At 60.4% G+C, this 26,330-nt stretch carries 27 protein-coding genes; 1 reads left to right on the forward strand and 26 read right to left on the reverse strand.

Annotated features, from left to right (window positions below):
• Nucleotides 1-135: 135 nt before the first annotated feature.
• The 3 genes from DWY03_RS08185 to DWY03_RS08195 all read right to left on the reverse strand — a co-directional run bounded on the left by DWY03_RS08185 (nt 136) and on the right by DWY03_RS08195 (nt 3,021).
• The gene (locus DWY03_RS08185) at nt 136-1,536 is read right to left on the reverse strand and encodes a phosphoglucomutase/phosphomannomutase family protein (protein WP_117630036.1); all 1,401 of its coding nucleotides are present in this window, start codon (nt 1,534-1,536) and stop codon (nt 136-138) included.
• A 158-nt stretch (nt 1,537-1,694) separates the two neighbouring features.
• Entirely contained in the window at nt 1,695-2,588 is an 894-nt protein-coding gene (locus DWY03_RS08190; RefSeq protein WP_117840418.1) for a homocysteine S-methyltransferase family protein, read from the reverse strand.
• 10 nt (nt 2,589-2,598) lie between these two features.
• The gene (locus DWY03_RS08195; RefSeq protein WP_089573098.1) at nt 2,599-3,021 is read right to left on the reverse strand and encodes a metal-dependent transcriptional regulator; all 423 of its coding nucleotides are present in this window, start codon (nt 3,019-3,021) and stop codon (nt 2,599-2,601) included.
• A 120-nt stretch (nt 3,022-3,141) separates the two neighbouring features.
• Between DWY03_RS08195 and pepT the strand changes: the two genes are divergently transcribed.
• A complete protein-coding gene (gene pepT, locus DWY03_RS08200; RefSeq protein ID WP_117766202.1) occupies nt 3,142-4,389 on the forward strand; it encodes a peptidase T in 1,248 nt (415 codons plus the stop codon).
• 251 nt (nt 4,390-4,640) lie between these two features.
• Here pepT and DWY03_RS08205 read toward each other — a convergent pair whose 3' ends face one another.
• The 23 genes from DWY03_RS08205 to DWY03_RS10240 all read right to left on the reverse strand — a co-directional run.
• Nucleotides 4,641-5,876, reverse strand: coding sequence for an LCP family protein (locus tag DWY03_RS08205; protein ID WP_117840419.1), 1,236 nt, complete (start codon nt 5,874-5,876; stop codon nt 4,641-4,643).
• Between the two features lie 12 nt (nt 5,877-5,888).
• Complete coding sequence (gene murA, locus DWY03_RS08210) at nt 5,889-7,172, reverse strand: UDP-N-acetylglucosamine 1-carboxyvinyltransferase (protein WP_117840420.1); 1,284 nt, start codon at nt 7,170-7,172, stop codon at nt 5,889-5,891.
• A gap of 88 nt (nt 7,173-7,260) precedes the next feature.
• Complete coding sequence (gene atpC, locus DWY03_RS08215) at nt 7,261-7,653, reverse strand: ATP synthase F1 subunit epsilon (protein WP_006235718.1); 393 nt, start codon at nt 7,651-7,653, stop codon at nt 7,261-7,263.
• Between the two features lie 3 nt (nt 7,654-7,656).
• On the reverse strand, nt 7,657-9,111 hold the full coding sequence (gene atpD / locus DWY03_RS08220; RefSeq protein ID WP_006235717.1) for a F0F1 ATP synthase subunit beta: 1,455 nt from the start codon (nt 9,109-9,111) through the stop codon (nt 7,657-7,659).
• Entirely contained in the window at nt 9,111-10,019 is a 909-nt protein-coding gene (gene atpG / locus DWY03_RS08225) for an ATP synthase F1 subunit gamma (protein WP_006235716.1), read from the reverse strand. The genes atpD and atpG overlap by 1 nt, the downstream gene beginning before the upstream one ends.
• Before the next feature lie 5 nt (nt 10,020-10,024).
• Nucleotides 10,025-11,623 carry a F0F1 ATP synthase subunit alpha gene (gene atpA, locus DWY03_RS08230; protein ID WP_117840421.1) on the reverse strand — a complete coding sequence of 533 codons (1,599 nt, stop codon included), beginning with the start codon at nt 11,621-11,623 and terminating at the stop codon, nt 10,025-10,027.
• Complete coding sequence (locus DWY03_RS08235) at nt 11,623-12,099, reverse strand: FoF1 ATP synthase subunit delta (RefSeq protein WP_006235713.1); 477 nt, start codon at nt 12,097-12,099, stop codon at nt 11,623-11,625. The genes atpA and DWY03_RS08235 overlap by 1 nt, the downstream gene beginning before the upstream one ends.
• Nucleotides 12,089-12,691, reverse strand: coding sequence for a F0F1 ATP synthase subunit B (gene atpF, locus DWY03_RS08240; protein ID WP_006235712.1), 603 nt, complete (start codon nt 12,689-12,691; stop codon nt 12,089-12,091). Before atpF ends, DWY03_RS08235 begins: the two co-directional genes overlap by 11 nt.
• Nucleotides 12,692-12,706: 15 nt before the next feature.
• The gene (locus tag DWY03_RS08245; RefSeq protein WP_022094262.1) at nt 12,707-12,901 is read right to left on the reverse strand and encodes an ATP synthase subunit C; all 195 of its coding nucleotides are present in this window, start codon (nt 12,899-12,901) and stop codon (nt 12,707-12,709) included.
• Between the two features lie 124 nt (nt 12,902-13,025).
• A complete protein-coding gene (atpB, locus tag DWY03_RS08250; protein ID WP_022094263.1) occupies nt 13,026-13,829 on the reverse strand; it encodes a F0F1 ATP synthase subunit A in 804 nt (267 codons plus the stop codon).
• A 3-nt stretch (nt 13,830-13,832) separates the two neighbouring features.
• Nucleotides 13,833-14,144: a hypothetical protein gene (locus DWY03_RS08255; protein ID WP_117770551.1), complete on the reverse strand. Its 312-nt coding sequence runs from the start codon at nt 14,142-14,144 to the stop codon at nt 13,833-13,835.
• A gap of 280 nt (nt 14,145-14,424) precedes the next feature.
• On the reverse strand, nt 14,425-15,072 hold the full coding sequence (gene upp, locus DWY03_RS08260) for a uracil phosphoribosyltransferase (RefSeq protein WP_117840422.1): 648 nt from the start codon (nt 15,070-15,072) through the stop codon (nt 14,425-14,427).
• Between the two features lie 122 nt (nt 15,073-15,194).
• Nucleotides 15,195-16,736: a glycerol kinase GlpK gene (gene glpK, locus DWY03_RS08265; protein ID WP_117840423.1), complete on the reverse strand. Its 1,542-nt coding sequence runs from the start codon at nt 16,734-16,736 to the stop codon at nt 15,195-15,197.
• Nucleotides 16,737-16,749: 13 nt separating this feature from the next.
• Nucleotides 16,750-17,493, reverse strand: coding sequence for an L-threonylcarbamoyladenylate synthase (locus DWY03_RS08270; protein ID WP_117840424.1), 744 nt, complete (start codon nt 17,491-17,493; stop codon nt 16,750-16,752).
• Nucleotides 17,494-17,641: 148 nt separating this feature from the next.
• The gene (locus tag DWY03_RS08275; RefSeq protein ID WP_117840425.1) at nt 17,642-17,944 is read right to left on the reverse strand and encodes a helix-turn-helix domain-containing protein; all 303 of its coding nucleotides are present in this window, start codon (nt 17,942-17,944) and stop codon (nt 17,642-17,644) included.
• Entirely contained in the window at nt 17,931-18,326 is a 396-nt protein-coding gene (locus DWY03_RS08280; RefSeq protein WP_117840426.1) for a type II toxin-antitoxin system RelE/ParE family toxin, read from the reverse strand. Before DWY03_RS08280 ends, DWY03_RS08275 begins: the two co-directional genes overlap by 14 nt.
• 75 nt (nt 18,327-18,401) lie before the next feature.
• Nucleotides 18,402-19,661 (reverse strand): HemK/PrmC family methyltransferase, encoded by a 1,260-nt coding sequence (locus DWY03_RS08285; RefSeq protein ID WP_117840427.1) that lies wholly within the window; start codon nt 19,659-19,661, stop codon nt 18,402-18,404.
• Nucleotides 19,662-20,326: 665 nt separating this feature from the next.
• Nucleotides 20,327-21,394 carry a peptide chain release factor 1 gene (gene prfA / locus DWY03_RS08290; protein WP_055252487.1) on the reverse strand — a complete coding sequence of 356 codons (1,068 nt, stop codon included), beginning with the start codon at nt 21,392-21,394 and terminating at the stop codon, nt 20,327-20,329.
• A gap of 291 nt (nt 21,395-21,685) precedes the next feature.
• Nucleotides 21,686-23,101, reverse strand: coding sequence for a M20/M25/M40 family metallo-hydrolase (locus DWY03_RS08295; protein WP_117840428.1), 1,416 nt, complete (start codon nt 23,099-23,101; stop codon nt 21,686-21,688).
• A gap of 72 nt (nt 23,102-23,173) precedes the next feature.
• The gene (locus DWY03_RS08300; RefSeq protein ID WP_117840429.1) at nt 23,174-23,959 is read right to left on the reverse strand and encodes an amino acid ABC transporter ATP-binding protein; all 786 of its coding nucleotides are present in this window, start codon (nt 23,957-23,959) and stop codon (nt 23,174-23,176) included.
• A gap of 22 nt (nt 23,960-23,981) precedes the next feature.
• Nucleotides 23,982-25,130, reverse strand: a complete 1,149-nt coding sequence (locus tag DWY03_RS08305; protein ID WP_117840430.1) for an amino acid ABC transporter permease — start codon at nt 25,128-25,130, stop codon at nt 23,982-23,984.
• A 9-nt stretch (nt 25,131-25,139) separates the two neighbouring features.
• Nucleotides 25,140-26,066, reverse strand: coding sequence for a transporter substrate-binding domain-containing protein (locus DWY03_RS08310; protein WP_117840431.1), 927 nt, complete (start codon nt 26,064-26,066; stop codon nt 25,140-25,142).
• Nucleotides 26,067-26,101: 35 nt separating this feature from the next.
• The coding region (locus DWY03_RS10240) for a hypothetical protein (protein WP_233506808.1) at nt 26,102-26,330 on the reverse strand (229 nt) is incomplete at its 5' end.

The raw sequence follows: 26,330 nt of genomic DNA on the forward strand, positions 1-26,330 counted from the left end.
ATTGCCAGACCGGAGGGGCGCCGGGGGCGGGAATCTGGGTGTACACATTTCCTACACAATTTGGGATCCGACTAACGTTTGCCAGCCGTTAACTACCGCTCACCGAGCATCTCTTTATATAAGGCAGTCTCATGGTTAAAGCGGATACGTTCCCCTAGCTAAAGCACAGCCAGCATCGAGCAACTCATCACGTTCTTCCACCGAGAACCCCTCGGCGTAGACGCGCACCACTGGTTCGGTCCCGCTAGGACGGACCAGCAGCCACGTGTCATCCTCGAATGCTAAACGCAAGCCATCCATATGACTAACGTTTTGCGGCACCTTGCCACAAATCGACTTGGGGTTTACGCCCGGCAGCAGGGTTCGTAACGTTTCGGCATCTTCGGCCTCAAGGCGCAAATCGCGTCGACCGTAACTCGTCTTACCAAAACTGTCCTCGAGTTGGTCGACCAGAACGCCCAAAGGCGCGTCCGTCTTTGCCATAAGCTCACACAGAATCAGACAGGCGAGGATTCCATCGCGCTCGGGCATATGCGCGGCGATGCCGATACCACCGGCTTCCTCGCCGCCTATGAGGACGCCACCCTTCTTCATCTCTGCCGCTATATATTTGAAACCGACTGGTTTGACGGTCACGCGGCAGCCAAGCGCCTCGGCAATGCGACGCACGAGCGTCGAGCACGAAAGATTGACGACGACGCGTCCCTCCAAATTACGAAATTGAACCAAGTCGCCCAAAACGAGCGCCATGATCTGATGCGGATGTATATATCTGCCGCGCTCGTCAACCGCGCCGATACGGTCGGCGTCGCCGTCGGTCACCAGGCCAGCGCAAGCTCCGTCCTCGATAACCGTATGCTCGCAAGCGTCCACCCACGGCTCAACGGGGTCGGGGCAGATATCTTCTTGGTCAGGCGCCTGCCCGGCGTGAATCTCGTGCACCTCAACGCCAAGCTCGCGCAGCAAGTCGGCTAGATAGCCCTGGGCTGCGCCGCCCATGGGGTCAACAACCACGCGCAGGTGCGCGGCGCGGATGGCTTCGGCATCGACAAACGATGCCACCGCTTGCATATAGTCAGGAATGATATCCGCGGTGCGATATTGCCCCTCGATCCCCATTGGCTCGGGAGCCATGGTCTCTTCGAGCTCTTCGATGACATCCTGGTTGGCGGTCGAGCCGTCACCCATGCGAATCTTGAGACACAGATAACCCTGCGGATGATGGGACCCCGTCACCATGAGCGCGCCGCACGCCTCACCGTCATAAGCCGCCGCCCACGTAAGGGCAGGGGTCGGAACAGGTCGCGAAGCGAGCACGGCGTCTAGCCCGTGCGCTGCTAGCACACCCGCCGCAAGCTCAGCGAACTCGCGCGCCAGGGGCCGAGTGTCGAACCCTATATATACCGTTTTGCCCGGATTGGTCTTTTGCCACAACTCGCCGACGGCATCGGCGATACGGGCAACGTTATCGGCAGTGAAGTCCTCATCGACGCGAGCACGCCAACCGTCAGTTCCAAAATGAATTATCGCGCACACGCGCAGACACCTCACAGTGTTTGGATCATGGTACGCATGAGGTATACCCGCGATACACGCTCGGCAACCTGCCGGCACCAGCATTCACCATTTGGGCAAATGCTGCCGAGGACATGCAGGCAATAAAAAAACCGCCCCGTATGGAGCGGTTTTGCCCTTTATATATCGAGCGCCTCGGCCATCGCTGCCGTAGTGATTGCCGTAGTTCCACAGCAACTGCCCACCATTGCGGCACCGGCATGTCTCCATTCGATGCATGCGCGCGCGAAAGCTTCGGGGTTCTCGTGCCATACGGGGCCATCCTGAGTCTGGACCGGATCGCCCACGTTGGGACGCACCGTGACGGGAGTAGTCGCCGATGCAACCATCCTGCGCACCGCCGCGTTCGCGGCCGCAAGCGAACAGCAATTAACACCAACCGAGTTTGCGCCGTGTTTTTCGGCGTACAAAACGGCTGCCTCAATGTTGAGGCCATCGCCCAACAGGTCGCCCTTATCGTCAACGACAAAACTCACCAGAACAGGCATGCCGTCGGCGGCATCTCGGGCGCCGGCAAGCATGGGCTGCAAATTACGGATAGACGTCACCGTCTCGATCAGCAGACCGTCAACACCAGCATTGAGCAAGGCGTGCGCCTGTTCGCGCGCAATGCCTCGGATCTCACGAAACTCGGCCGAGTCCTCGGCAAACCACTCAATACCGATCGGACCCATCGAGCCCAGCAGCAGCTGAGGGTGCGCCTGGCGGGCATCGTCGACGGCCCCGCGATTGACCTCCGCCACGGACGGCGCAATCTGGTCGTGCTTGAGGGCATAGCTTGATGCCTGAAAGGTATTGGTAATGAGTACCTGCGCGCCGGCGGCGACATACAAGCGATGGATACGAGAAACGGTCTGCGGCTCTGCCAGATTCCAAAACGCCGGTGGAATATCGGCGGCGTCGTACTCACTCAACAGAACACTGCCCATGGGGCCCTGCGCCAACAAGGTCTCGCTCGACAAGCGGCGCGTAAGTTCCTCGGCACCAAAGCGATTGTAATAACTCGTATCCATATATATCCCGCTATTCCTCGACGCTGATTCCCTGCTTTTCGAGATAGGCGAGCCAGCGGTTCATCGTGTCCTCGGATAGCGCATGCTCCATCATGCAGGCCTCGGAATCGGCTCGCTCAAATTCGACACCGAGCTCCTGAACCAAAAACGTGCGGACGAGGCGATGACGGTACCAGATAGCCGTGCCAACCTCGCGGCCGCGATCGGTCAGGACTACCTTGCCGTAGTGCGATTGCTCGACAAGCTCGGATGCCTTGAGCGCCGAAACCGCTTTATTGACCGATGCCTTGGAGACGCCAAGGCGCTGCGCGATGTCGACCGATCGCACGCCGTTGGTTTCCCCCTCTTCGCTTTCAATGCGAACCATGCACTCCAAGTAGTCTTCGTTCGCCACCGTCAGATGTAGTTCGCGCGAGCTATTTGTCGTATCCATGATCTTCCGTCCCTTCTGCATTCATTGGCTGATTCTACCCCATCCAAGCGTCGCGGTATGCCGTGGCATACCGTGCTAGAGTTCTTGTTGCACACGACGACCAAGATTGGAGCGGTCTTTATGGAAAACACCACCACGAACCCCGATGTCCTCGAGCGCTTTTTGCGCTACGTCCAGATCAACACGCAGTCCGAGGATGCAAACTGCGACCAGGTACCCTCGAGCGCCGTTCAGTTTGACCTTGCCAACGTGCTGGCTGAAGAGCTGCGCGAGCTTGGTGCGGAAGATGCCCACGTGACCGAGCACGCCTATGTCTGCGCGCATATCCCCGCAAGTGTGGGCGCTGAGGACAAGCCCGCCCTGGGCCTGATCGCCCATCTCGACACCACCGAAGTTGCACCGGGCGCCGGCGTGAAGCCGCACATCGTGCACTACGAAGGCGGCGACCTGGTCTGCGGCACGGTTGACGGTAAGCCCGTTGCCATGAGTACCGCCAAGCTTCCCGCCCTGAACGACCTCGCGGGTGAGGACCTGGTCTGCAGCGATGGCACCACGCTGCTGGGCGCGGACGACAAGGCAGGCGTCGCCGAGATCATGTCGCTTGTCGCGCGTATCGCTCAGGACCCTTCTCTGCCCCATCCCGCACTCGGCATTTGCTTCTGCCCTGACGAGGAGATCGGCCACGGAGCCGAGCTGTTGGATATCGATACCTTTGGCTGCAAGTATGCCTACACGGTCGACGGTGGCCCCATCGGCGAGCTGGAGTGGGAGTGCTTTAATGCCGCTGAGGCGACCGTCTGCTTTGAGGGCCAGTCCATCCACCCGGGCGACGCCAAAGGCCGTATGGTTAACGCAGGCAATCTGTTCTGCGACTTCAACGCGTTGCTCCCCTACGTGCAGCGCCCGGAGTATACGGAAGGCTACGAGGGCTTTTATCACCTTGAGGGTGTATCTGCAACCGTCGATCACGCCACAGCGCGCTATATCGTCCGCGACCATGACGCAGCCAAGTTCCAGCAGAAACTCGACCTTATTGATGCCGCCGCCTCGATGCTCAACCAGCGCTTGGGTGACAAGCGCGTGACGGTCGAGATTAAGCAGCAGTATCGAAATATGGCCGAGATCGTTCGTGACTATCCCGAGCTTATTGATGTTGCCAAGGAAGCCTACCTTGCCTGCGGCGTTGAGCCCCAAGTGCTGCCGATTCGCGGCGGCACCGACGGCGCGCAGCTGTCGTTCCGCGGTCTGCCCTGCCCCAACCTTTCCACCGGCGGCTATTGCTACCACGGCGTCAACGAGTTTGTCCCGGTCAGTTCGCTCGTCAAGATGACCGACGTCCTGCAGGAGCTCGTCGCCCGTTTCGCATAAGCCTGGCTGCATAAGCCCAAAAGACGAATCGCCCCGTCCTCTACAGAGAACGGGGCGGTTTTTGATACAAGGGGAGTAGTCAACATCGCAGGTTGAGCCAACGTCAGCGAGCGACGTCCAAGGCGAACAAGTTGGCATGAAAAAGGCAGGGCATTGACCTTCTGGTCATGCCCTGCCTTTTGAATGACAAATTGTCGCCTTGGGCGGCGCGCAGCGTCGAGTCGTTACGGCGTTTGGTAAAACGCCGTAACTTAGTAGTTGGCCTCGTAACCGTTGCCGTCGCCGGTGGGCTGTTCGTAGTAGTCCGAATCGCTCGAATCGCTTGAGCCATCGGAATCGTCAGAGCTGACCGATGAGGTTGCGGTGCCGTTTGCGTAGTCGTCAGACGTGTTGTTGCTGAGGTCGCCGATCGTAGAGCTGGAGCCGTCGGAAAGACCCATGGTGTTGGGACCCTTGGGATCCTTGCCGGCATCGACGCGCTCCATCATTTCCTTGAGCACGTCCTCGTAGACAAAGACGTAGCTCACACCGTCAATCATGGTGCTGTCGTCGGCGTACGAGGGCAGGTTGGCCGAGTAGATACCGTCGACATCCATACCGCGCATGGCGTTGACCGTAGCCACGATATCCTGAACGCTCATATCGGTTACAAGCATATCGGACAGCGAATTAACCAGGCCAAAGATCTTCGTGGCATCGAAGTTATTGAGAATCTGGTTGGCAAGGGCGCCAAGCACCTGACGCTGGTGGCGCATGCGCGTGTAATCGCCGTCGGCATAGGTGTAGCGGCAGCGGGCATAGGTAAGGGCGGTGGCACCGTCCATATGCTGCTGGCCAGCGGTAATCTTAATATCCAGGTGCTCGGGGTCGTCAACATCATCGGTTGCGTTAATGTCGATACCGCCAACCGAATCAATCAGCGCCTGCATACCGTCGAAGCTGACCTCGGCATAGTGGGAAATCTGAACACCGCACAGCTCGTTGACCGCCTCGACCATGGCCTCGGCGCCGCCAACGGTATGGCAGGCGTTGATCTTCATGGTCTCGCCCTTGTACTCGACCTTGGTGTCGCGCGGAACGGAAATGAGCGTCGCCTGCTTTTGCGTGGGGTCGATGCGTGCCAGGATAATCGAGTCGGCACGATACGTATCCTCGCCCGGACGGCCGTCGGTGCCAAGAAGCAGCACGTAGAACGGATCCTTTGCCTCATCGGTGTCAACCAGAACCCGACGCAGATTGTCAGTAATGACATTAGAATCGCCGAGCTTGCCCATAATGGTGGCAAACCACAGGCCGGCAGCGGTAGTGGCACTCAGCAGCACGCCAAGCACGACAATGAGCGCGACGTGACGAATCGTGTGGCTACGGCGGCGTTGACGAGCGCGCTCGGAATAGCGAGCCACGTTATCGCGACTGTAGATCTTGGCCTGCGCACCAGTTGAGGGTCTTCGGGTGGTGGTATCCGCGAGGGGCTTTTTATTAAACATAGGCAACCTGTATTAGTAGATGACGGGATCGGGGACGGTAGCATGCTCGACATGCGCGCCGAGCGCCTGCAGCTTTTCGACAAACTGCTCGTAGCCGCGCTTGATGTGATGGATAGCCGAAACCTCGGTCGTCCCGTCGGCGATCAAGCCCGCTACGACGAGGGCCGCTCCGCCGCGCAAATCGGGCGAGGTAACCTGTGCACCCGAGAAGCCCTTGGCGCCATGAATCATGGCATGATGGCTCTCGATACGAATGTCGGCACCCATGCGCACCAGCTCAGAGGCAAACATAAAGCGATTCTCGAAGATGTTCTCGGTAATAACGGAACTGCCGTCGGCAAGGGCGGAGAGCACCATAATTTGTGCCTGCATGTCGGTCGGGAAACCGGGGAACGGAAGCGTCTGGATGTCGACCGGCTTGATACGCTCGGCACGGTTCACATGGACGCCATCCTCGACGCGCTCGCAGTCGATACCCATGAGCTCCATCTTCTTGAGCACCATGCCCAAATGAATGGGGCAAAAGCCCGTGACATCGACACCGCGATCGTCCGCCATCAACGCACCGGCGACGATAAAGGTACCGGCCTCGATGCGGTCGCCCACCACGCGATGGATAACGGGATGGAGCTCTTCCACGCCTTCGATAGTCACGACGGGCGTACCGGCGCCAACAATCTTGGCGCCCATCTCGTTGAGCATGTTGGCGAGATCGACGATCTCGGGCTCGCGGGCGGCATTGTCGATAACCGTGGTGCCCTGTGCGCGCACAGAGGCCATGATGAGATTCTCGGTCGCACCGACGCTGGCGAACTCGAGCGTGACGGTGGTACCGCGCAGACCTTGGGGCGCATTAGCGTTGATGTAACCGTGGGCGGTATCGAACTCAACGCCCAGGGCCTCAAGACCAAGAATGTGCATATCGATCTTACGAGCACCCAGGTTGCAGCCGCCCGGCATGGCAATTTTGGCGCGATGGAAGCGGCCCAGCAGGGGCCCCATGACGGCGGTGGAAGCGCGCATCTTGGCAACGAGCTCGTAGGGGGCCTCCCATGAATCGACCTGAGAGGTATCAATCTCGAGCGTGTGCTCGTCGAGAACATCGATCGTAGCGCCCATGCCCTTGAGCACCTTGCCCATCACGTGGACATCGGAAATATCGGGCACGTTCTGCAGCGTCGTCTTGCCCGGCGCCAGAAGCGTTGCCGCCATGAGTTTGAGCGCGGAGTTCTTGGCGCCCGAGACGGGCACGGAGCCTCCGATGGCGTGGCCACCCTCAACGCGGATAATATCCAAGGTCTACCCTTTCAAAAAGCATGCCCGGGGTGGCTGGGCCATCCCGGGCATGATGTGTTCGCAAATGGTCGAACGCTAAATCGTTTGACTATTGGGCAAGCTTGAGCTTACACCATGCGATTTCATTATAGAGGTAGGCGCGGCGTGCATCATCCTCCGACAAATTACCCAGCTTCTCTTCAAAACCTTGAATATCAGCTTTAAGCTTGTCGGCATCGACGGTCGCCAAATCGCAAGCGCGCTCGGCGAGAACGGTCACGACATCGTCCGCAACCTGGGCATAGCCGCCGGCCACGGCAAACGTGTGGTCGACAGTGCCCATGGCCTTATCGGAAACGCGAACGTAACCGCGGTCGATCGTGCAGATCTCGCTGGAGTGAGCAGGCAGGACGCCAAACTCGCCATCCGTGGACGGAATCGACACAAACGCAGCGTCGCCCTCATAGGCGCAGCTCACGGGGCACACGATGCGGATACGCATAACCTACTTCTCCCCCATCTTGCGGGCGCGCTCGCGCACGTCTTCAATCGTGGAAGCATAGCGGAAAGCCTGCTCGGGCAGGTCATCGGCCTTGCCGTCGACAATCTCGGCGAAAGAGCGGACGGTATCCTCGACGCGGACGTAGACACCGGGGTTGCCGGTGAACTTCTCGGCGACGTGGAAGGACTGCGAGAGGAACTGCTGAATCTTACGGGCACGGTTGACCGTAAGGCGCTGCTCCTCGGACAGCTCGTCCATACCCAGAATGGCGATGATGTCCTGAAGGTCGGAGTACTCCTGCAGGAGCTCCTGGACCTTGACGGCGACACGGTAGTGCTCCTCGCCGACGATCGAGGGATCGAGAGCGTCGGAGGAAGATGCGAGCGGGTCGATAGCCGGGAACAGGCCAAGCGACGAAATGCTACGCGAAAGAACCGTGGTGGCGTCGAGGTGCGTAAACGTCGTGGCAGGCGCCGGGTCGGTCAGGTCGTCTGCGGGGACGTAGACAGCCTGGACGGAGGTAATGGAGCCCGTCTTGGTCGAGGTAATGCGCTCCTGGAGGTCGCCCATCTCGGTTGCCAGCGTGGGCTGGTAACCAACGGCGGACGGCATACGGCCCAGCAGTGCGGAAACCTCGGAACCTGCCTGGGAGAAGCGGAAGATGTTGTCGATGAACAGCAGAACGTCCTGGCCGCGATCGCGGAAGTACTCAGCGGTGGTAAGGCCGGCCAGACCGATGCGCAGACGCGCTCCGGGCGGCTCGTTCATCTGACCATAGACCAAGCAGGTCTTGTCGATAACGCCAGACTCGCTCATCTCGAGGAACAGGTCGGTGCCCTCGCGGGTACGCTCGCCGACGCCGGTGAACACCGAGGTGCCGCCGTGCTCCTGGGCGAGGTTGTTGATGAGCTCCTGAATCAGAACGGTCTTGCCGACGCCGGCGCCGCCGAACAGGCCGGTCTTGCCGCCACGGATGTAGGGCTCGAGCAGGTCGACGGCCTTGATGCCGGTCTCGAAGATCTCGGTCTTGGTGGTGAGCTCGTCAAAGCGGGGCGCTGCATGGTGGATGGGGTAGAACTCCTCCACCTCGGGCATGGGCTTGCCGTCGACGGGCTTGCCCATGACGTTCCAAATGCGACCGAGCGTCTTGGGACCAACGGGCATCTTCATGGGCTCACCGGTATCGGTGGCGATGAGGCCGCGCTGCAGGCCGTCGGTCGAGGACATGGCGACCGTGCGGACGACGCCGCCCGGAAGCTGGCTCTCGACCTCGAGGATCGTGCTCAGATGACCGATCGGGGTCTCGGCCTCGACCGTGAGCGCGTTGTAGATCGGGGGCACCGCGCCGTCAAACTTGACGTCGACGACAGGGCCGATGATTCGCACGATGCGACCATCACCGGCAGTCGTCTTCTTGGTGGCTTCCTCGACCGCAAGCTTTACGGTGTTATTAGCCATTACTGTTCCTCCAATGCTGAGGCTCCGCCGACGATCTCGTTAATCTCGGTCGTGATCGAAGCCTGGCGCACGCGACTATACGTGCGGGTAAGGGTCGAGATGATCGCGGTGGCGTTTTCCGTCGCGGAGTGCATGGCCTTGCGGCGTGCACCCTGCTCGGCAGCCGCCGAATCGATCAGGGCCTGGTAGATGACCGTCAGGATATAAGACGGCACAAGCTTGCCGAGAACATGCTCGGGAGAGGGCACGAACTCGAACGTGGACGAGATGCGCTTAGGGGCGTCGGTCTCGTTCTTACGCGGACCGTGGGCCATAGCGATCATCTCGGGGTCGAGCGGCAACAGATGCTCGACGCGAAGCTCCTGATCCACGCGGTTCTTGGCGTGGTGGTAGACAAGCTCGACACGGTCAAGCTCACCGGCACGATACGCATCGCAGATATGAGAGGAGATCATGCGGGCCTGATTGAAATCGGGCTCAGAGGAGTTGCCCTCAAAGTGCATGACGACGTTTGCGCGGTCACGGAAATACGTGGCCGGCTTACGCCCGCACGCGATGATCTCGCACTCGATGCCGTCGTTCGCCCAAGAAGCGGCGAGCTTTTCGGCCGTGCGCTCCACCGTCGTATTGAAACCGCCGGCAAGGCCGCGGTCCGAGGCAATAACGACAATCAGGCCATGCTTGACGCTCTCATGCTTCTGCAGCATGGGATCGGTGCCCGAACAGGAGGCGTCGCCGGCGACCGTCAACATGACGTCGGTCAGCGCCTCCTTATAGGGCTCGGCCTGCTTGGAGCGATCGAGGGCACGACGGATCTTGGCCGTAGAGACCATCTCCATCGTGCGCGTGATCTGCTTGGTCGTGGTAACCGAGGAGATTCGCTTCTTAATGTCGCGAAGGTTGGCCATGGGGCTTAGTTCTCCTCTGATCCAGAAACATCCGAATGGTGCTTGGCCATGAACTGCTGCTTGAAGTCGCCGATGACGCGCAAGAGCTCAGCCTTGGTGTCATCATCGATCTTCTTGGCGCGAACCTTGTCGAGCAGCGAACCAAAGCCATTGTCCATGTACTCGATGAGCTCGGCACGGAAGGGCAGCACGTCGGCGATCTCCAGGTCATCCAGGAAGCCCTCGTTGCCAGCGAACAGCGTAACGATCTGCTCGCCAACCTCAAACGGCTTGTAACGCGGCTGCTTCAGGAGCTCGGTCATGCGAGCACCATGGGTCAGCTGCTTCTGAGTAGCCTCGTCGAGGTCGGAGCCGAACTGCGTAAAGCCAGCGAGCTCCTGGTACGAAGCGAGGTCCAGGCGAAGGTTGCCGGCAACCTGCTTCATAGCCTTGGTCTGCGCATCGCCACCGACGCGGGACACGGAGATGCCCACGTCGACTGCCGGGCGCTGACCCTGGAAGAAGAGCTCGGACTGCAGGTAGATCTGACCATCGGTAATGGAAATGACGTTGGTCGGAATGTAGGCCGAGACGTCGCCGTCCTGGGTCTCGATGATCGGCAGTGCCGTCATGGAGCCGTAACCGTTCTTCTTGGACATCTTGACGGCACGCTCGAGCAGACGAGAGTGCAGGTAGAAGATGTCGCCAGGATAGGCCTCGCGTCCGGGCGGACGATGCAGCGTCAGCGACATCTGACGGTAGGCCACAGCCTGCTTGGACAGGTCGTCGTAGATGACGAGCACGTGGCCGCCGGGGTTGGTCTCGCTGGCGGGCTTGCCGTCCTCGCCGTTGTACATGAAGAACTCGCCGATAGCGGCACCGGCCATAGGCGCGATGTACTGCATAGGGGCGGAATCGGCAGCGGTGGCCGAAACGATGATGGTGTAGTCGAGCGCACCGTGCTGAGCGAGGGTCTCGCGGATGTTGGCAACCGTGGAGGCCTTCTGGCCGATGGCGACATAGATGCAGACCATGCCCTTGCCGCGCTGGTTGAGGATAGCGTCGATGGCGATGGCGGTCTTACCGGTCTTACGGTCGCCGATGATGAGCTCACGCTGACCGCGGCCAATAGGCACCATGGAGTCGATAGCGAGCAGACCGGTCTGAACCGGCTCGCACACCGGGGTACGATCGATGACGCCGGGAGCCTTGAACTCGATGGGGCGACGGTGCGTGGCGACGATGTCGCCCAGGCCGTCGATGGGCTGGCCGAGCGGATTGACGACGCGGCCGAGCATGGCACGGCTCACGGGGATATCCATAATGCGGCCAGTGGTGCGGCACTCGTCGCCTTCCTTGATGGAGTCGACGGCACCGAACAGAACGGCGCCGACCTCGTCACGGTCAAGGTTCTGGGCAAGGCCGAAGACGGTCTCACCGGTATCGGAGCTCTTGAACTCCAGAAGCTCGCCTGCCATGGCGCTCTTGAGGCCGGAGACGCGCGCGATGCCGTCGCCTACCTCGTCGATCGTTGAAACCTCATGCGTATCGACCGTCGCGGAGAGGCTCGTGAGCTGCTCCTGCAGTTTCTTGGCGATATCCTGGGCATTGAGGGTTTCGGACATTAGGCTTCACCTCCGTACGAATTAGCAGAGTTTGCGAGGGTCTCCTGCGCGATGCGCAGCTGCGTCTTGACGGAAATGTCACGACGCTCGCCGCGGGCCTCGAGCACCAGGCCGCCCACGATAGACGGGTCAACCTGCTCGATAAGGAATACCTTGCGGCCGAAGTCCTGCTCGCATTTCTTAGTGATGGTTTGACGCAGCTCGTCGTCGAGCGGGATCGCCGTGGTGACGGTCACGCCCACTACATCCTCGTCTTCCTCGGCAACATACTTAAAGGCAGCTGCCACCTTGGGAAGAAGGTCGAGCTGGTCGCGCTTGGACATGGTGTCGAGCACGGCGATGATCTCGGGGCTGGCAGAAGCCAAGCGCTCGATCATCTCGAGGTCCTCGAACACATGGTTCTCGGCCTTAGCGGCTTCCAGAAGGGAGCGCGCGTAGGTCTCGAGCACCTTGTCCTGATAGCGGCTAGTCGGCATTCAGGCTACCTGCTTCCTGGATGTAGCGCTCGATGAGCTTCTTCTGCTCGGCATCGTCCTCGAGTGCCTCGCCCACGATCTTGGTGGCGACGGCAACGGACAGGTCGGCGATGGAGCTCGCGGCACCGGCGTAAATGGACTTGCGCTCGTCCTCGACGGTCGTATGGGCCTTGGCGATGATCTCCTCGGCCTCCTTGTGAGCAGCCTCGATGATACGGGCGCGCTCGGACTCGGCGTCCTTACGGGCCTCGAGAACGATGTCGGCAGCCTGACGACGGGCGTCGGTGACGATCGAGTCGGACTCAGCGCGCTTGGCGATAGCCTCCTGCTTGGTCTTCTCGGCCTCGTCGAGGCTCTCCTCGATCTTCTTGCCGCGCTCCTCCATGGTTTTCATGATGCCCGGCAGGGCGACCTTGGCCAGCACGATCCAGATGATCAGGAAGGCGATAAGCGCCGGGATGAACTCCGCCATCTTAGGGATGAGGATGTCCGCACCGGCAGCGCCGTCCTCTGCGAACGCGGAAACCGGCATGAGCAGCGCGGCCGCGGACGCGGAGAGTGCGATCGCGCTCTTCTGGGATGAAAGATTCATACTTGACGCTCCGTGCTATTTAACGATCAGCGCGACAACGAAGCCGATCAGAGCCAGAGCCTCGCCGAAGGCGGAGCCCATGATGAAGACGGTGAACACGCGGCCCTGGACCTCAGGCTGACGGGCCATAGCACCCGTAGCACCCAGAGCAGACAGGCCGATAGCAAGACCAGCGCCGATAACACCGAGACCGTAACCGATAACTCCCACGATTCCTCCTTTGTCGTGCGTGTCTTATTTCACGCAGGATAACCTTTTTATAACTGCCGGGCTCCATGGGTACGGGCACCGGCGGTTTAACGAATTGCCTTACCTTTAAGGCGCGAACGGAAGATTACTCCTCCTCCGCGACCTCCTCTGCCTCGGAGACATACACGGCGGTAAGGACCGTGAAGACGTAAGCCTGGATGGCGCCGACCACAAGCTCGATCGCATAGATTAGGATGAGGATGGCAAGCCAGGCCAGCGAAGGCAGGGCGCCGACGGCGTGGGCCGCGGAAACCTGCTGAAGCAGCGGCTGCATGAACATGCTCGCCATGATGGCGAACGAGCCCATGACCACGTGTCCTGCGAACATGTTGCAGAACAGACGGACGGCGAGCGTGATGAGGCGCAGGAAGGTCGAGAAAAGCTCGACGACCCACACAAGCACGTTCATCGGGAAGCTCACGCCCTGCGGGGCGAGGCTCTTGATATAGCCGATCACGCCGTGAGCCTTGCATCCGTAGTAGATGAAGTACACGAAGGCGAAGATGGCGAGCGCGGCGGTGGAGCCGATTGCACCGGTGCCGGGCTTCATTCCCGGGATCAGGCCGATCATGTTATTGATCAGGATGAACAGGAAAAGCGAGCACAGGAACGGGAAGTGCTTCTTCCAGTTCTCACCCACGACGCCCTTGCCGATATCGTTCTCGACGTACTCGATGATGTACTCGAAACCGTTGACGAAGAAGCCCTTGGGAACCAGGGTCTGCTTCTTCTTGAACACGGCCAGGACGATCAGGAGCACGATCGTGGAGACGATCAGCCAAAACGAGTACTGCGTGATGCCGCAGCTCAGATCGCCCACGACAGGGGTGGAGCTGAACTCGCTGACCAGATGATTAATCTCATCAGGCAGCTTTTCAAAAATTTCCACGACTTACCTTTCGACCTCATGAGGATCTCGCAGCGCCTTGGCGACGCGAACCGTGCAGGCGGCCATAAAGGCCACGAAGCCGATCGCCTCGCCCAGGAGGAACATGCGAAATGCCTCTCCGAACAACGCAAACACAACCAAGGTAAAGACAAGCAACGCGATCGCCGAGACCGCGAGACTCACCATGCCCTTGAGCATGTCCGCATTCTGTTTATCGTCAAGAACCGGCTTGAGCGTAAAGACAAAGGGAAGAAAGGCGACCGCGCCCGCGATGGCGCCTGCAACGATAGCGAGCAGATCGGCTATCTGAAACATTGGCGTCCTCACTTTCCTTTTTAACGCTTCCCAGAACAGTTCCCGCCAAACATTGGTGACTATTGTACGAGCCAATCGCTAAAGTACAACCGAAAAAGCATCGGTTAATACGCAGCTGTACGTTTTCTTAAGACCTTCTTTATCCCGCAGGTAGGTAATACGTTTTTCTCGAACCCCTCAGGGCTAAACGTCCGTTAACAGGAGTGCGCGTGGACGTCTTTTGCTCGCCCGCGCGCACCATTTCTTCGTATTTGTGACTGCAGCCGACAAGGCCCGACGGCTAGAGCGTGCCGTAGATGCGGTCGCCGGCGTCGCCCAGGCCGGGAACGATGTAGGCGGCCTCGTTGAGATGGTCATCGATGGCGCAGGTATAGATATGCACATCGGGATCTTTTTCGGTCAGCGACTTGAGGCCCTCGGGGGCCGCGACGATGCACAGCATGCGGATGTCCTTGACACCACGCTCGCGCAGGTAGCTGATAGCCATCTCGGCTGAGCCACCCGTGGCCAGCATGGGGTCGACAACCAGGCAAATGCGCTGGTCGATATCCTTGGGCATCTTGCAGTAATACTCATGCGGCTCGTGGGTAACCTCGTCGCGCTCCATGCCGATATGGCCCACGCGAGCGGAGGGCACCAGGTCGAGGATACCGTCGACCATACCAAGGCCTGCACGCAGGATGGGAACGACGGCGAGCTTCTTGCCGGCGAGCTGCTTAAACGTTGCGGTGGTGATGGGGGTCTCGACCTCGACGTCTTCCATGGGCAGGTCGCGCATGGCCTCGTAGCCGTCAAAAAGCGCGAGCTCGCGCACGAGCTGGCGGAACTGGTTGGTGCCGGTGCTCTTGTCGCGCAAGATCGACAGCTTGTGCTGGACGAGCGGGTGATCGACAAGGGTCACACGGGACGTATCGTAGGTGACGGTCATGGGTTGAAGCCCCTTTCGTTGCGGCCGGAAGATGGCCTTGCTGACAAGGCGCATGGCGATGTTGTTGCCGCGCGCCGTGCATAAGTTTAACGGTTTGTTGTATCGAGTGCCCCGTCGCAACCCTACTGAACGGTGCTGAGCGAACGCTTGACGGCATCACGCCAACCAGCGAGGTTGCTCTCACGGCGCTCGGCGGACATATGAGGATGGAAGATTTTGACGATCTGAGCGTTTTGCTCCAGCTCCTCCAAATCCTCCCAGTAGCCGACGGCAAGGCCCGCCAAGTACGCGGCGCCGATCGCCGTGGTCTCCACCGTCTCGCACTGCAGCACGGGCATATCCAGCAGATCGGCCTGGAATTGCATGATGAACTCGTTGCGCGAGGCACCGCCATCGACGGACAGGCGCTCAATCGAAAGTCCCACGTCCTGCTCCATGGCGCGCAGCACGTCATAACTCTGATAGGCCATGGACTCGCAGGCCGCACGCACAATGGTCGCGCGACTCGAGGCACCGGTCAGGCCGCACACGATACCGCGAGCATGCGGGTCCCACCAGGGAGCGCCCAGGCCTGCGAAGGCGGGGACGAGGTAGCAGCCCTCGTTGTCGTTGATCGAAGCGGCGAGTTGCGCGGACTCGCTCACGCTCGAGATGATGCCCATGTTGTTGCGCAGCCAGTTCATGGTGGAGCCTGCGGCAAAGATAGAACCCTCGAGCGCATAGCTGATCTTGCCGTCCGCGGCGATACCGATCGTGGAGACCAGACCGTTCTTGGATTCGACGATCTCGTCGCCGGTGTTCATGAGCATAAAGCAACCCGTGCCATAGGTGTTTTTGGTCTGGCCGGGATGGAAGCAGCAGTGGCCGAATAGCGACGCCTGCTGGTCGCCCGCCACGCCCATGATGGGTGGCATGTTGGTCATGATGTCGCTCGCAACGCGGCCGTAATCGCCCGAGCTCCAACGAACCTCGGGCATCATGGAGCGCGGGACGTCGAAAAGCGCCAGCAGATCGTCGTCCCAATCGAGCGCATGGATATTAAAGAGCGCGGTGCGGCTGGCATTGGTGTAGTCGGTAGCAAAGACCTGACCGCCGGTGAGATTGTAGATGAGCCACGTGTCGATGGTGCCGAACATAAGGTCGCCCGCCGCGGCGCTCTCGCGCGCGCCGTCGACGTTATCGAGAATCCACTGCACCTTGGAGGCCGAGAAATACGGGTCGAGCGTAAGCCCCGTGCGGGAGCGCACCAGCTCTTCTGCGCCCTGCTCGACCAGCTCGTCGATCAGAGGTGCGGTGCGACGGCATTGCCACACGATGGCGTTATAGATGGGTTGGCCGCTTATGCGGTCCCACACCACCGTGGTCTCGCGCTGGTTGGAGATACCGATGGCGGCAATGCGGTCGGAGTGGATACCGCTCTTAAACTGGACTTCCATCATGACGGCGATTTGACTGGCAAGGACCGCCATGGGGTCTTGCTCTACCCAACCGGGACGCGGAAAACTGGTTTTGACGCTGCGACGTGCCTGCGCGACGATGCATCCGTACTCGTCGACGATGGTCGCAAGTACCGAGGTGGTGCCGCAGTCGAGCGCCATGATGTAGGAACCGCCAAAGTTAAACGAGGCATCTTCCATGCCCAGGCTGCCCAGATTCAACGACATCGCTTACACCTTTCTATTGCATCGGGTCGGACAGGACCCGTTCGATCTCTGATGCGGGAAGTGCGCCTTGGCGCAGGATCTGGAGCCCGCCGTGCTGGAACGACACGATGGTCGAGGCATCGCGACACGGAGTCTCACCGGCGTCGACGGCAACATCGACACCCTCCAGGATGCGCTCCTCCACCGTGACAAAGCTTGCCGGCGCGGGCGCGCCATGCGTGTTGGCGCTGGTGCAGGCAAGGGGGCTGCCGCAGGCGCGGATGAGCGCCTGCACCACGGGCGAGGCCGAAGCGCGAAGTGCCACCGTGTCGTCGGCGGCGCGCATAAAGGTCGGCACGCAGGGGGCCGCCTTGACCACGATAGTCAGGGCGCCCGGCCAGCATCGTCGGGCGAGCACGCGGGCCTCGTTAGGGATATCCACACCATAGCGGTCGAGCGCCTCGGCATCATCGACCAGCCAGGCAACCGTTTGGGTGAGCTCGCGCTGCTTGAGGGTAAAGATACGACGATAGCCGGTACCGAGCGCGGGGACCGCGGCGCCGTTGACGGTGGCCTGCGGATCGCGCGGCCACGATGGGAATTCACTTGTATCTTGAGGCACGGCGTCCGAAAAGGCGTTAACTGCCACAGCGACACCATAGACGGTCTCGGTCGGGATCAGGGCCAGACCGCCACAGCCGAGCACCTCGGCCGTACGCTCAACGGCAAGCCGATGCGGCTCGCGCGTTCCCTCGTATACCCGATAGACCGTCTGCATGTGTATGCCAGCCCCTTACGCTCTGGTGCAAGTTTGTTTACTGTGGGGCATTCTCGCACGAAACGTTCAATCTATTTGCCCAGAGCGCATGTTGGTTTGGTGAGCGGCTCTAGTAGTCGGTGAAAGTGAGGGGGTTAATTGAAGATTATTAGCGCGCAAGCGTAACGGTACGATCGGGAAACTCGATGCTTGCAACCAGTTTTCCGCCGAGGCTCTCTGCGTACCTGCTCAGCGTGTCGAGCCTCATCGACCCCAACTCCCCGCGCTCGAGCTCGGATACACGTTTTTGAGAAACGCCCATCGACTGGGCGACCGACGCCTGTGTTAGATCTTTTAGCCTGCGAATCTCAGCAAGCTTATAGGCTTCGATACGATCGCGAGTCCTCTCCTGCTCGGCGGTAATGGATTCGCGCGTTATCCCGCGAGATTCCATATACTCATGCAGTTCCATCTCGATCGAGCCTCCTTACGTGGCGACGGTATAGTTGCTCGGCCTTTGGAATGTTGATCGCATACCAGCCGTTCCATTTTGCCCTTGACGATCCCGCTCGCGACTTATCACCCGCCAATAGCAATACCGCCTGGCGCTTGGGGTCAAAGGCGAAGAGGATGCGAATCACCTGCCCACCACACGAAGTCACTCTCAGCTCCTTTAAATGATGAAGCTTCGAGCCCTTAACGCGATCAACCAGTGGACGACCAAGGCTGGGACCTTCCTTCTCGAGCACCAAAAGGTCTGCATAAATCTGCTTCAGCGTAGCTTCATCCTGCTCATCAAGCCAAGGTTCAATGTAATCAAGCACAATACGGTACCGATGCAGCTGATTCGACATACCTTCCTCCTTCTATAGTAGAAGTTTTACGGTATATTGCAAGAGCAAACTTGAGCAAATGTCTATTAGTTCAGCTTAAATACGCTGCTTGGGCTCGGTGACGATGGCTCGGACGATGCGGGGGCGATCGGTGAGGTCGTGGACGATGCGCACGTCCGACAGACCCGCTTGACGGCAGAGCTCGGCCGCAGCGTCGAGCGCGCCCTCGTAGAGCTCGCAGGCAAAGAGGCCGCCGGCGCGCAACATGTAGGGCGCCGCGTTGAGCAGGCGGCGGAAGATATCGAGGCCGTCGGCACCGCCCTCGAGCGCCAGATCGGGCTCAAAGTCCTTGACCTCGTGCGGCAGCGAGCGCATGACATCGGTCGGAATGTAAGGCGGGTTGGAGACGAGCACGTCAAAGGTGCCCCACTCGTCGTGGGGAATGGAGCTCACCAGGTTGGTGAGGCTGAAGGCGACCTCATCGGACGTGAGCCCGAGCGCGTCGCGGTTTTTGGTGGCCAGGTCGATGGCGCGCGGCTCGATATCGGTAGCAGTGCAGGTGACGTGGCCGCGACGCTCCCAGGCAAGCGAGAGCGAGATGCAGCCCGTGCCGCAGCCGACCTCGAGAACGCGGGCGATGCAGGGCTCGGCTGGAGCAGATGCGTTGGCCTCGGCGGCATCTTGCGCGGGAGTCGTCTGTTGGTCGTTGCCCTCAATGGCGATGCCGTATTCGTCGAGCTCGGGCTCGGGGGTTTCCATGGCCTCTGCTTCTGCCGCCTGCGCGGCGGCTTCCTCGGCCTCGCGATCGGCAAGCTCCTCGGCATAGGCGCGGCTGCCGAGCACGTCGCTACCCAGCGCAGCCTCATCGGCGGCCGTCAGGTTGGCGGCACGGCGCTCGGCGGTCGCGCGTTCGTCGGCCAGCGCCGCCTCGGCTTTGCGGGCCTGCTCGACCTCATCGTTCCAAGGCAGCTCAACACGCTGACGGGCAGCAGCCTCGGGGCTCAGCACCTCGGCATCCAGATAATTGAGGACTTCCTCGACGAGCATCTCGGTCTCGGGGCGCGGAATGAGCACACCGGGGGCGCACGCGACGTCAATCATGCGGAACTGCGTGCCGCCGGTAATGTACTGCAGCGGCTCGCCTTTGGCGCGACGAACGACGGCCGCGTGCATGGTCTCGAGCTGGGCCGCGTTAAGCGTCTCGTCCATGCGCATATATAGGTCAATGCGCGCCAAACCCGTGGCAGCGCACAGCAGCCACTCGGCAGAAAGACGGGGGTGCTCCTCGCCGCGCTCGGCCAGGTACTCCTTGGTCCACTCGAGACAACGCTTGATGGTCCAGATCTCGTTTGCCATGGGGCTCTCCCCTCTTAAGCGCCGGGCGGCGCGCGAATGTCGGAGCAGATTGTAAGCGAGGCCAGCGCTTGGCAAGGGACGATTGAAGGCGATTATCGAGAATCAGCCCAGATTTTTGCTTGGAGCCCACCTGAAGTGTTCATTCGTCGACGTCTAAATCTGCATCCGTCAAGCTTTTGGCAAGGTTGCCCCAAAACTGACCAATATCTAACCAAGAACTTGCCACATCGCTTGACGCGCGACGCACCAAAAAGGACCCCGCGACTTCTTGGACGATTTTTCGAGCAATATTTTCAATTGCAGATGCATACCGTTAATTGCTTTAAGCGGGTAAATAGCTTAATTTCTAACAAAACAAATTGAATAAATTTGAAAAGCAATTTACCCAACCTAGTCATTTAAGAACGTCCCCAATGACTATTCGGCAGCGATGGCAACGCCGCAGGTAGGTACTCATTTATGTCTGTCCCCAATGACTGCATCCGGAGCAAGACAACGCCGCAGGTTGAGCATAAGTCAGCGAAAACGCCCCTAAGCGAGCAAGGTGACGTGAAAGAGGAGGGAAGCGTACTTTGGTACGCGACCGACGATTGAACGTCAGATTGCCGCTTAGGGGCGTTTGCAGCGTCGAGCCGTTACGCGGTTTGGCAAAACCGCGTAGCCCACTACACGGCCTGTGCCAGCTTCTCGGCACGCTCGGCGGCGGCGAGCGCCTCGATGACGGTGCCGAGCTGGTCGCCCAGGAGGACGCCGTTGTAGGTGGAGTTGAAGCCGATGCGGTGATCGGTCACGCGGTCCTGGGGCTGGTTGTAGGTACGGATCTTCTCGGAACGGTTGCCGTGGCCGATCTGGCTCTGGCGCTCGGCACCGAGCTCCGCCTGCTGCTTCTCGAGCTCCATCTCGTACAGACGGGCGCGCAGCATCTGCATGCAGACTTCGCGGTTCTGGATCTGGGAGCGCTGTTCCTGCGACTGCACCACGGTGTTGGTGGGCAGGTGGGTGATGCGCACGGCGGAGTAGGTGGTGTTAACGCACTGACCGCCAGGGCCGGAGGCACAGTAGGTATCGATGCGCAGGTCGGACTGGTTGATCTGAACGTCGATCTCCTCGGCCTCGGGAAGCACGGCGACGGTTGCCGTGGAGGTCTGGATGCGACCCTGGGACTCGGTCTTGGGAACGCGCTGGACGCGGTGCACGCCGGACTCGAACTTCATGACGGAGTAGACGCGGTCGCCCTCGACCTTGAACTCGATGGACTTAAAGCCGCCGGCCTCGCTGGGGCTGGAGTCGAGCACGGTGGTCTTCCAGCCGCGCGACTCGCAGAAGCGCTGATACATCTTGTACAGATCGCCGGCAAAGATAGCCGCCTCGTCGCCACCGGCGGCGGAGCGAATCTCGACGATGGTGTTCTTGTCGTCGTTGGGGTCGCTCGGGATGAGCATGTACTTGATGTCTTCCTCGAGCTGGGGAAGCTTGGCCTCGTTTTCGGAGATGTCCATCTGGAGCATCTCCTTCTCATCGGCATCGGTGGTATCGTGGAGCATCTCCTTGGCGGCCTCGATGTCATCGAGCGCGCCGATGTACTCACGCGAAGCGGCGATGAGGTCGGACTGGTGCGCGTACTCCTTGTTGAGACGCGTGAACTCCTTGATATCAGAGGCGACGGCCGGGTCGGAGAGCTTCTTCTCGAGCTCCTCGTAGGCCTTGATAATCTTTTCGAGCTTGTCGCGCATGGCGGGACTCCTTTATATGCGTGAAGGTGAAAATCGGCAGAGTTGATGGGGCGCGCGGCGCCACTACGGGGGTAAGCCCGGCTAGAACATGTCGATCTTCAGATACATGCGCATCCCTTCGCGTATGGGGTACATAGTTGCGGTCTAACCCATACATGATAGCGTGCGCAGGCAAACCTGCATATAACCCGCACGGAATGATTGGACGCAGCCATTGGGGACGTTCCTTAACGACTAGTCGTTTGAGAACGTCCCCAACGGCTAACAAAGGGACTGTCGCTTTATCACATTCTAGAGCGTTTGGAGTAGAGCGACGAGGAAGCGGATGCCCTGGAGGTAGGCACGGCGGGTGATGCGCTCGTTGGTGCCGTGGACGCCGCGATCACACTCGTCGTCATCAACCACAAAGGCCGAGAAGCGAATGCACTCAGGGCAAATACGCTGGTAGTTGGCAGCGTCGGTCGCACCGATCACGGTCGAGGGCACAATTGCCACCGGCTCGAATAATCCGTTTTCCTCCGTCCCCAAAGGCTCACGGAAATAGTGGGCGGCGATGGCACGGACGGCCTCGAGCCCCGGCCCGCCGACACGCGGAGACGGCGAAGGCTCGGAGCTGCCGGGGCCGAGTTCGACCTCCACGCGCCCGGCAAGGCCCGCCGCGGCAACGGCCTCGCGGCAGCGAGTAGCGACATCGGCCACGCCCGTGCCCTCGAGCATGCGGAAGTTGATATTGGCCCACATGTCCTGTGGCATCACGTTGGCACCGGTGCTGCCGCCCTCGATCTGCGTGGGCGCGCAGGTAGTCGTCACCAGCGGATAGAGCTTTTTGCTGGCGAGGCAATCACGGACAATGGCGTCCCCGTTGGCGGCAATTTCATCGGCCGTGTAGAGCCCCAACTCGACGAGTTGGGCGGCAAGCAAGTCGGTCACGCGCGTCGGCCACTCGATATCGCAGATTGCGGTGATGGCACGGCTGAGCACCTCAAGCGACGTGCCGCCGTAGGGGTTGGAAGAATGTCCACCCGCGCTCTTTGTCTTGAGCACAATGTCGGCATAACCTTTCTCAGCCAGGTCGGCGTGCATGAGCCAACCCTCGCCCGCGCTGTACTCGGCAGCCGGAACGATGCGGTAGTCGCCCTCGTCGATCAGGTACTCAAGCTCAATGCCGCGCCCCTTGAGCGCACGGCCGATGGCGCCTGCTCCGTACTGCGTCGTCTCCTCGTCCTGGCCAAAGGCCAGGAGCAGCGTGCGCTCGTGCTGCCAACCGTGCGCCAGCGCATACTCGACAGCCTCGAGAATGCCTGCGACCTGGTCTTTCATGTCGATCGCGCCGCGGCCCCAGATGTAGGTGTCGTCCACGCGCCCGCTAAAGGGGGCGTGCGTCCAGTCGGTCTCAGTACCCGGCACCACGGGAACCACATCCATGTGGCCCATGAGCATAACGGGCTTAAGGGCCGGATCGCTGCCGGCAAGCGTCACCAGCAGTGAATGGTCGATAAGCTCGACCTCGCCCGCCGCAAACACGCGCGGCCAGGCCTGCTGCATATAGGCGCGCAGGTCATCGAAGGGCTGCCAGTCCACCGCCTCGGCATCCATGCTCGAGACGGTCGGAAACGACAGCACGCGGCCCAAGCGCTCGCACGCGCCGGCCTCGTCTATATCGGCAAAATCGTCCTCATGCGCAAAGAAGCGCCAAACCTCGGCCATGACATCCTTTCGATTGTGATGACGAGGGCCGCCCCACCGGAGCGGCCCTGTCGCATAAGCGTTTGCGGTCGGTTATTTGTCCTCGAGATAACGCGAGAGGAACTCGCGGGTGCGCTGGTGTTTGGGGTTGCCAAAGAGCTCGGCCGGCGCGGCGTCCTCGAGCACCACGCCCTTGTCCATAAAGACCACGCGGTCGGACACGGTTCGGGCAAAGGCCATCTCGTGCGTGACGACGACCATGGTCATGCCGTCGGCCGCGAGCTTGCGCATGACCTCGAGCACCTCGCCCACGATCTCGGGGTCGAGTGCCGAAGTCGGCTCGTCGAACAGCATGATCTGCGGACTCATGCACAGGGCGCGGGCGATGGCCACGCGCTGCTTTTGGCCACCGGACAGGCGACCCACGGCGGCGTGCGCGAACTTTTCGAGCCCCACGCTCGTCAGATGCTCCATTGCGACCTTCTCGGCCTCGGCCTTGCGCATCTTTTTGAGCGTGACGGGCGCGAGCGTGCAGTTGTCGAGCACATCCATGTTGTTGAACAGGTTAAAGCCCTGGAACACCATGCCGATGTCCTCACGGAGTTTATTGATATTGCAGCGCTCGGCCGTAAGGTCCTGGCCGTGGAACCAGATGTGGCCCGCGTCCGGGGTCTCGAGCAGGTTGAGGCAGCGCAGGAAGGTCGACTTGCCCGAGCCCGAGGCGCCGATAATGGTGACGACCTCGCCGGGGTTAACGGACAGGTCGATGCCCCTGAGCACCTCGAGCGAACCGAAGCTCTTGCGCAGGCCCTCGACGCGGATGAGCGGCTCTTTAGTTTGTGCGGCGGCCACAGCGCCGGTGGTAGTGGTATCTGCCATGATGATTCTCCTCGTCTTGCGCCTAGTTGGAGCTGGGCAGCGTTGCCGGGGCCTCGGCGCCGAGCTTTTTGCCAAAGGCCTCGAGCAGGCGGCTCGCCACGAGCGTCAGGATCAGGTAAACCACGAGCGCCACGCAGTAGACCTCCATCTGGCGGTAGTACACGCCGGCGACAGTGGTGGTGGCGTACATGAGGTCAAACACGCCAATGACCGAGAGCACCGACGAGTCCTTGATGTTGATGATGAGCTCGTTGGTGAGTGCGGGGATCGCGTTTTTAATACCCTGGGGGAACACGACCTTGCGCATGGCCTGCCACTGCGACAGACCCAGCGAGCGCGCCGCCTCGGCTTGACCGGGGTCGATGGACTCGATGCCGCCACGCAAAACTTCCATCATGTAGGCGGTGGAGTTGAGCGAGATGGTGACGAGGCCAGCGGTGAAGGTACTCCAGATCTGGTTGGCCTGGGCGGTCTCGAAGCCCATGCCGCGCAAAACGGTGAAGCCCGCGTAATAGATGAGCAGGCCCTGGACCATCATGGGCGTGCCGCGCACGATGGTGGAGTAGATGGTCGCAAAGCCGCGGCCGATGCTCTTGAAGAAGCGCGTGAGATCGTTGTCCACACGGTCGAAGGTCTGAATGCGCAGGAACACAAAGAGCAGCGCCAGGAAGAATGCGATGACGGTGCCGAAGGTGGCAAGCGCGATGGTGATCTCGATACCGCGGATAAAGAAGTCCCCGCTCTTGTAGGTCATGTAGACCAGGCTCGACAAAAAGTCGCTGGGGTTGGAGTCCGAGACAATGCTCACCTGCACCAGGTCGATAAACGACATGACGCAACGGTCGATAAAGAAGATCACCGCAATAGCAACAACGACATAGCTGCCCAGGCGCGCGCCGCGACGGAAGCGCTCGGAAGCAAACGGCGACATTTCGCGATAGTCGTTCCAGTGCATGAGCTTGGTGACGAGCGCCGCCGCCGACACGACGAGCCAGGCCCAAAGAATCGCCCAGAGGCAGTCTTGGAACACGCCCGTAGGCGCCAAGAAGCTCAGCGGCGTGGGGTTGCGTTGGCTAAATGCCAGGCCGAGCGCCGCGATAACGCTCGTGCCCAGGTACACATAACGGTGGTCGGCCTTGACAAAGGAGGCCAGGCGATTGATGGCTTTCATGCTGCCTCCCTATGCCGGCTGACGATCGAGGCACGCGTCCCACATTTGGTCGCGTTCCTCTTGGCTAATGCCCTTGAGCGTCTTATCGATGAGCTTAAGCAGTCTGTCCGAGCCCTTGCGGCAGCCGACGTTTGCTGCGACCTCCTGCTTAAAGCCCTCGCCCTCGGCAAAATGGATGGGGACGATACCGGGATTTTGGGCCATATAGCCCTTCTCGTTTTCGGTGTTGTAGGTCACGGCGTCGCACGTGCCCTGCAGCAGATTCGAAAACACCGTGGGGACGGAGTCGACCGGGTTTTTGTGCACAACGCCCGGGATCTCGTCAATGACAGTGTCGAGCATGGTGTCCTTTTGGCCGAGCACCGTGGCGCCGCTAAAGTCGCTGAGCTTGGTCGCGTTTTGGTAGGGCGAGCCCTCTTTTACGAACAGGCCAAAGTAGCCAATGAAGTACGGGTCGGAAAAGCCGACGGACTCCTCGCGCTCGGGCGTGGCGCTCATGCCGGCAATGATGAGGTCGATCTGGCCGTTGTTGAGCGAATCGATAAGGCCCGAGAAGCTCTGCTTGACGGCAACAGGCTCGCCGCCGAGGGCCTTGCAGACGATCTTGGCGATCTGCACGTCGTAGCCATCGGCATAGGCTCCCTGCACGTTGTCGATGGGAATGGTGAACTCGCTGGCCTCGGAAACCTGCCAGTTGTACGGGGCGTAGGCCGCCTCCATGCCAATGCGGATCTTATCCTTGCCGATAACGGAATCGGACAGGTCATCGCGACCGCCGCCCGTCGTGGGCTGGACCACCTTGAGTGTGGACGGACGCTGGCAGCCGGCAAGCGCGCCGGCGGCGACGGAAGCACTCGCAGCGAGAGCGCTACCCAAAAAGATGCGACGGCTGCACACCAGCTGTGGATGCGCGTCGCGTTGATGGGGAGAATGCATAATCTGCCTTCCCTGTTGAATCGTATGCTGACGACTTAACAGGATATACGCCAGCGACCAGCAGCGCAGCACAAGCTCGAAAAATTAATAGACACACGGTAGTCATTGGGAACGTCGATGTTTTGGCAATGCCAGCGAGCGCCGCCCAGAGCGACAATTTGCCATTCAAAAGGCAAGGCATAGACCTTCTGGTCATGCCGTGCCTTTTGAATGGCAAATTGTCGCTCTGGGTGGCGCGCAGCGTCGACCGGCCCGCCGCTCGTC

The organism is Collinsella sp. AF23-2 (assembly GCF_003459245.1).
In the GTDB taxonomy this organism is placed as follows: domain Bacteria; phylum Actinomycetota; class Coriobacteriia; order Coriobacteriales; family Coriobacteriaceae; genus Collinsella.

Excerpts from the sequence above, each read along its gene's own strand:
- atpG (WP_006235716.1), bottom strand. The coding sequence starts at position 10,019 with ATGGCCAACCTTCGCGACATTAAGAAGCGAATCTCCTCGGTTACCACG.
- glpK (WP_117840423.1), bottom strand. The coding sequence starts at position 16,736 with ATGTCGTTGAATCTGGGCAGCCTGGGCATGGAAGATGCCTCGTTTAAC.
- DWY03_RS08310 (WP_117840431.1), bottom strand. The coding sequence starts at position 26,066 with ATGCATTCTCCCCATCAACGCGACGCGCATCCACAGCTGGTGTGCAGC.
- DWY03_RS08195 (WP_089573098.1), bottom strand. The coding sequence starts at position 3,021 with ATGGATACGACAAATAGCTCGCGCGAACTACATCTGACGGTGGCGAAC.
- DWY03_RS08300 (WP_117840429.1), bottom strand. The coding sequence starts at position 23,959 with ATGGCAGATACCACTACCACCGGCGCTGTGGCCGCCGCACAAACTAAA.
- DWY03_RS08255 (WP_117770551.1), bottom strand. The coding sequence starts at position 14,144 with ATGTTTCAGATAGCCGATCTGCTCGCTATCGTTGCAGGCGCCATCGCG.
- prfA (WP_055252487.1), bottom strand. The coding sequence starts at position 21,394 with ATGCGCGACAAGCTCGAAAAGATTATCAAGGCCTACGAGGAGCTCGAG.
- DWY03_RS08280 (WP_117840426.1), bottom strand. The coding sequence starts at position 18,326 with ATGTCGAATCAGCTGCATCGGTACCGTATTGTGCTTGATTACATTGAA.
- pepT (WP_117766202.1), top strand. The coding sequence starts at position 3,142 with ATGGAAAACACCACCACGAACCCCGATGTCCTCGAGCGCTTTTTGCGC.
- DWY03_RS08285 (WP_117840427.1), bottom strand. The coding sequence starts at position 19,661 with ATGGCAAACGAGATCTGGACCATCAAGCGTTGTCTCGAGTGGACCAAG.
- DWY03_RS08235 (WP_006235713.1), bottom strand. The coding sequence starts at position 12,099 with ATGCCGACTAGCCGCTATCAGGACAAGGTGCTCGAGACCTACGCGCGC.
- DWY03_RS08270 (WP_117840424.1), bottom strand. The coding sequence starts at position 17,493 with ATGCAGACGGTCTATCGGGTATACGAGGGAACGCGCGAGCCGCATCGG.
- DWY03_RS08295 (WP_117840428.1), bottom strand. The coding sequence starts at position 23,101 with ATGGCCGAGGTTTGGCGCTTCTTTGCGCATGAGGACGATTTTGCCGAT.
- DWY03_RS08190 (WP_117840418.1), bottom strand. The coding sequence starts at position 2,588 with ATGGATACGAGTTATTACAATCGCTTTGGTGCCGAGGAACTTACGCGC.
- atpA (WP_117840421.1), bottom strand. The coding sequence starts at position 11,623 with ATGTCCGAAACCCTCAATGCCCAGGATATCGCCAAGAAACTGCAGGAG.
- atpC (WP_006235718.1), bottom strand. The coding sequence starts at position 7,653 with ATGCGTATCCGCATCGTGTGCCCCGTGAGCTGCGCCTATGAGGGCGAC.
- atpF (WP_006235712.1), bottom strand. The coding sequence starts at position 12,691 with ATGAATCTTTCATCCCAGAAGAGCGCGATCGCACTCTCCGCGTCCGCG.
- DWY03_RS08305 (WP_117840430.1), bottom strand. The coding sequence starts at position 25,130 with ATGAAAGCCATCAATCGCCTGGCCTCCTTTGTCAAGGCCGACCACCGT.
- DWY03_RS08275 (WP_117840425.1), bottom strand. The coding sequence starts at position 17,944 with ATGGAACTGCATGAGTATATGGAATCTCGCGGGATAACGCGCGAATCC.
- DWY03_RS08205 (WP_117840419.1), bottom strand. The coding sequence starts at position 5,876 with ATGTTTAATAAAAAGCCCCTCGCGGATACCACCACCCGAAGACCCTCA.
- upp (WP_117840422.1), bottom strand. The coding sequence starts at position 15,072 with ATGACCGTCACCTACGATACGTCCCGTGTGACCCTTGTCGATCACCCG.
- atpD (WP_006235717.1), bottom strand. The coding sequence starts at position 9,111 with ATGGCTAATAACACCGTAAAGCTTGCGGTCGAGGAAGCCACCAAGAAG.